7 protein-coding genes are annotated in these 3,935 nt (G+C 61.0%); 3 read left to right on the forward strand and 4 right to left on the reverse strand.

Features of this window, described 5'->3' with window-relative positions:
* Window positions 1-155, reverse strand: a 155-nt coding sequence (locus AC1DT3_RS13775; protein WP_477465824.1) for a nucleoside-diphosphate kinase, incomplete at its 3' end; no start/stop codon positions are given.
* A 170-nt stretch (window positions 156-325) separates the two neighbouring features.
* Here AC1DT3_RS13775 and AC1DT3_RS13780 point away from each other — a divergent pair.
* Window positions 326-751: a DUF2147 domain-containing protein gene (locus tag AC1DT3_RS13780; RefSeq protein WP_477465818.1), complete on the forward strand. Its 426-nt coding sequence runs from the start codon at window positions 326-328 to the stop codon at window positions 749-751.
* A gap of 102 nt (window positions 752-853) precedes the next feature.
* Here the strand turns inward: AC1DT3_RS13780 and AC1DT3_RS13785 are convergent, their stop codons facing one another.
* The gene (locus AC1DT3_RS13785; RefSeq protein WP_477465819.1) at window positions 854-1,564 is read right to left on the reverse strand and encodes a glutathione binding-like protein; all 711 of its coding nucleotides are present in this window, start codon (window positions 1,562-1,564) and stop codon (window positions 854-856) included.
* 184 nt (window positions 1,565-1,748) lie between these two features.
* Between AC1DT3_RS13785 and AC1DT3_RS13790 the strand changes: the two genes are divergently transcribed.
* Complete coding sequence (locus AC1DT3_RS13790) at window positions 1,749-2,000, forward strand: hypothetical protein (protein ID WP_477465820.1); 252 nt, start codon at window positions 1,749-1,751, stop codon at window positions 1,998-2,000.
* A gap of 110 nt (window positions 2,001-2,110) precedes the next feature.
* A complete protein-coding gene (locus AC1DT3_RS13795) occupies window positions 2,111-2,425 on the forward strand; it encodes a GIY-YIG nuclease family protein (protein WP_477465821.1) in 315 nt (104 codons plus the stop codon).
* Between the two features lie 310 nt (window positions 2,426-2,735).
* Here AC1DT3_RS13795 and AC1DT3_RS13800 read toward each other — a convergent pair whose 3' ends face one another.
* Entirely contained in the window at window positions 2,736-3,194 is a 459-nt protein-coding gene (locus tag AC1DT3_RS13800) for a GNAT family N-acetyltransferase (RefSeq protein ID WP_477465822.1), read from the reverse strand.
* The gene (locus AC1DT3_RS13805) at window positions 3,191-3,832 is read right to left on the reverse strand and encodes a glutathione S-transferase family protein (RefSeq protein WP_477465823.1); all 642 of its coding nucleotides are present in this window, start codon (window positions 3,830-3,832) and stop codon (window positions 3,191-3,193) included. The genes AC1DT3_RS13800 and AC1DT3_RS13805 overlap by 4 nt, the downstream gene beginning before the upstream one ends.
* Window positions 3,833-3,935 lie beyond the last annotated feature (103 nt).

The following is a 3,935-nucleotide window of genomic DNA, read 5'->3' on the forward strand; positions in this document are numbered from 1 at the left end:
GCATAGAAGGTCTCGGCCTCGCGACGGCTCATGAGAATACGCTTCTGCGCAACGATACGCAGGCCGGCATTCTCGATCATGGCATTGATCGCGCCGGTCAGGTTACGCGCGGTCGCGTCGGGCTTCAGGATGGAAAAAGTGCGCTCGATGGCCATGAGAACTCGCTTGAAAAGAAAAATGATTGGAGTGGCGCGCTTATAGCGGCGCCTTTCCCTTGCCTCAAGGGCTTTCGGTGGATCGCCTCCTCGCCCGCTTGGAAAGCGTATCGCCCTCCCCTACTTTGTTACGCAACGATCCGGGGAAGATCGTCATCGGGAGTGAAATCATGAAAATGTCCGGCCTTGCCACGCCGCTGAGTGCCATAATCCTCGCCTTGGGGCTGCTTTCATGCCCGGCGCTGGCCCAATCGTCAGACCCGAGCGGCACCTACCTCAGCGAAAGTGGCGAGACCCGCCTGCGCGTCGCGAAATGCGGCGGCGCCTATTGCGGCACCATCATCGCCGTGCAAGGCGAGACCAAGGACGTCAACAATCCGGACTCGGCCCTGAAGGGTCGCAATCTCGTCGGAATCCAGATGATTACGAACATCCAGCCGGCCGGAGACGGCTTCACCGGCTCGCTCTACAATTACAAGGACGGCAAGACCTATTCCGGCAAGATGAAGATGAAGAGCCCGACCGCCCTCGAGCTGTCCGGCTGCGTTCTCGGCGGCCTGATCTGCAGATCGCAGACCTGGTCGAAGTTGAACTGACAGGAGGCGGTCACCCTTCCTGACGAGGCCATCCTTCCTGACGAGGCGATCCTTCCTGACGAGGCGATCCTTCCTGACGAGGGATGGGCAACAGGGATCGTCTCAAGTTCGGGCACGCTGACCGAAGAGGACAGCCTGAACGCTCGGATCCTGCATATTGTTGTTGTTCCGGCTCTCCGAATTGACGTCCAGGCCGCGCTGCACCGCCGGTCGGGCGAGAACCCTTTCCAGCCAGCGCTTCACGTGCGGGAAATCGTCGATGTTCTGGCCCTGCCGCTCCCAGAGTTTCGCCCAGCCCACGATGGCGATGTCGGCGATGGAATACGCACCGGCCACGTAATCGCGGTCCGAAAGGCGCTTGTTGAGGACGCCGTAGAGCCGGTTCGTCTCGTTGGTATAGCGGTCGATGGCATACGGAATTTTTTCAGGAGCATAGATGCGGAAATGGTGGGCTTGTCCGAGCATCGGGCCGAACCCGCCCATTTGCCAGAACAGCCATTGATCCACTTCGACCCGCCCGCGTTCGTCCTGCGGGTAGAATTTGCCGGTCTTGCGACCGAGATATTGCAGGATCGCACCAGACTCGAAGACCGAGATCGGTTTGCCATCCGGCCCGTCCGGATCGACGATCGCCGGCATCTTGTTGTTCGGCGAAATTTCCAAGAATTCCGACTTGAACTGATCGCCCTTACCGATGTTCACGGGAGTGACCTGATACGCCAACCCGCACTCCTCGAGCATGATGGAGATCTTCCATCCGTTTGGCGTCGGCCAGTAGTAAAGTTCGATCGGCTTTTGCGGGGATGCCGCCATGGAGAGCCTCTTCAAGTTCGCGACCGGGGTCCGGCAGAGACGTTAAGGCATAAGATCGGGTCTAACAGCCACTTGCGCAAGGAATCTGGTGGAAACCGCGCATGGCTCCCCCGACCCGCTTGCATGTTTCATTGTTTCATTATGTGATGTCCGAAGCCTCGAACAGAAGGCGATTGGGGATCCCATGACGAACCGTACGATGATGACGATTCTTGCCGCAGCGGCAATGCTGCCCCTCGCCTGGCCAGCCCCAGCCGTGGCGCAGACCAAACCCAAAAAGGAGCCGAGCGCCGCTCAGATGGCTGCGCGCGAGCGCATGACGAAGTGCAGCGTCGAATGGAAAGAAGCGAAGGCAGCCGGGAAAACCGAGGCCGGCATGAAATGGCCGAAATACTGGAGCGCCTGCAACAAGCGCCTCAAGGGAACAGCAACGTAGCACCATTCCGCCATCCCCCGCGCGCTGGACGATCCTTCGAGACGCCGCTCCGCGGCTCCTCAGGATGAGGGGGGTGGGGTGGCTCATTAAGATGCGGGGGAAGAGCGACGTTGACCGGTTGTTGGCTCTACATCTTGAAGTGTCGCGACGGCAGCTATTACATCGGCACCAGCCGTCTTGACGACCTCGACACGCGCATCAGCCAGCATAACCAGGGTACTTTCAATGGCCATACCGCACGGCGGCGTCCCGTAACGCTGGTCTATTCGGAGCACTTTGCGCAGATCTCTGATGCGATTGCGTCCGAGCGGCAAATCAAAGGCTGGTCGCGGGCAAAGAAGGAGGCCCTGATCCGAGGTGATTTCAACGCTCTTCCGCGCCTGGCCGCGCGAAGAAAAGGAAATCAACTCACAGCCTCATCCTGAGGAGCGACGTAGTCGCGTCTCGAAGGTTGAGGCGTCTCCAGCGATCTCTGGTGGTCCTTCGAGACGCCGCTCCGCGGCTCCTCAGGATGAGGGCGGTGGGGTGGCTCTCCAGGATGAGGGTGGTGGGGTGGCTCTCCAGGATGAGCGGGAGCTGTGCGAGCAAACCACACAGCCTCATCCTGAGGAGCGACGTAGTCGCGTCTCGAAGGACGAGGCGTCTCCAGCGATCTCTGGTGGTCCTTCGAGACGCCGCTCCGCGGCTCCTCAGGATGAGGGCGGCGGGGTGGCTCTCCAGGATGAGGGCGGTGACCTAGAGCCTCTTCTTGAAACCTTCGTGACTGCGGGCATAGCCGATCCGCTCGTAGAAGCGGTGGGCGTCCTTGCGGGTCTTGTTCGACGAGAGTTCGAGCAGCCCCGCTCCGCGTTCGCGCGCCACCTCTTCCGCGTGCGCCATCATGCGTGCGCCGATACCGCGGGAGCGGTCGGCGCCGCGAACCTTCACGCTCTCGACCTTGACCCGCAGCGCGCCTCGGCCCGTGAGATTGGAGATGAAGGTCAGCTGGAACGTGCCGACGACCGCCCCGGCGCTTTCCGCGACGAAAAGCAGATTGTTCGGGTTACCAGCGATGGCGGCGAAGGCGGCCTCGTAGGCCGGAACGTTCTCCGGCACCCAGGCATCGCCATGCGCCCCCAACTCGTCCTCTTCGTGAAGCCGGATGATCGCTTCGAGATCCGCCGGACGAGCCCGGCGGATGAGCAGATCGTTCATGCCGCGGCTCGCGTCTCGCGCGGGAGGAGATGGGCTGGTGCGGCAAAGCCAGGCAGGGCCTCGATGCGCTTCATCCAGGAAGCGATGTTGCCATAAGGCGAAAGATCGATACCGGCCTCTCCGGCGAAAACGACAGCGCCGAAGATATCGATGTCGGCAATGGACAATGCTTCCCCGACCATCCAGGAGCGCCCGGCGAGATGATCGTCGAGAACCTTGAGGCCGGCGTGGCTATGCGCCGTGTATTCCGCGAGCATTTCGGGCGTGCCCGGCCTGATCCCGAGCTTGATCACGCGAGCGCGGAAGATTCCCGACGAGAGCCGGTCGAAATCCCAATACATCCACTCGCGGGCCTGCAGGCGCTCATCGAGCGTCGCGCCGCCGAACTTGCCGGTAGCGTCGGCGACGTATTCGAGAATGGCAGCGGACTGACACAGCTGGCGACCATTGGATTGGTCGACGAGCAGGGGAACCTGACCGTAGCGCTGCTTGGACATATAGCCCGGCTGCTTGTGCTCGCCCTGGCGCATATCGACGTGCACGTAGTCGAACGGCTCGCCTGCGAGGGAGAGCATCAATCCGACCTTGTAGGATGGGCCTGAAAGGAATGAGCCATAGAGCTCGAACCGCGCGGTCATCGATCATCTCCCTGAATGTCTAATTTGACCGCGAACCTATTCGATTGATTCACGGCGTGGAAGAGAGAGAATACGCAAAGATGGGGGACAGCATGTTCGAACT

The sequence above is a fragment of the Microvirga sp. P4_G7 genome, assembly GCF_056401005.1.

Bases quoted from the DNA above. Each gene is read 5' to 3' on its own strand.
- AC1DT3_RS13780 (WP_477465818.1), top strand. From the start codon at position 326: ATGAAAATGTCCGGCCTTGCCACGCCGCTGAGTGCCATAATCCTCGCC.
- AC1DT3_RS13785 (WP_477465819.1), bottom strand. From the start codon at position 1,564: ATGGCGGCATCCCCGCAAAAGCCGATCGAACTTTACTACTGGCCGACG.
- AC1DT3_RS13790 (WP_477465820.1), top strand. From the start codon at position 1,749: ATGACGAACCGTACGATGATGACGATTCTTGCCGCAGCGGCAATGCTG.
- AC1DT3_RS13800 (WP_477465822.1), bottom strand. From the start codon at position 3,194: ATGAACGATCTGCTCATCCGCCGGGCTCGTCCGGCGGATCTCGAAGCG.
- AC1DT3_RS13805 (WP_477465823.1), bottom strand. From the start codon at position 3,832: ATGACCGCGCGGTTCGAGCTCTATGGCTCATTCCTTTCAGGCCCATCC.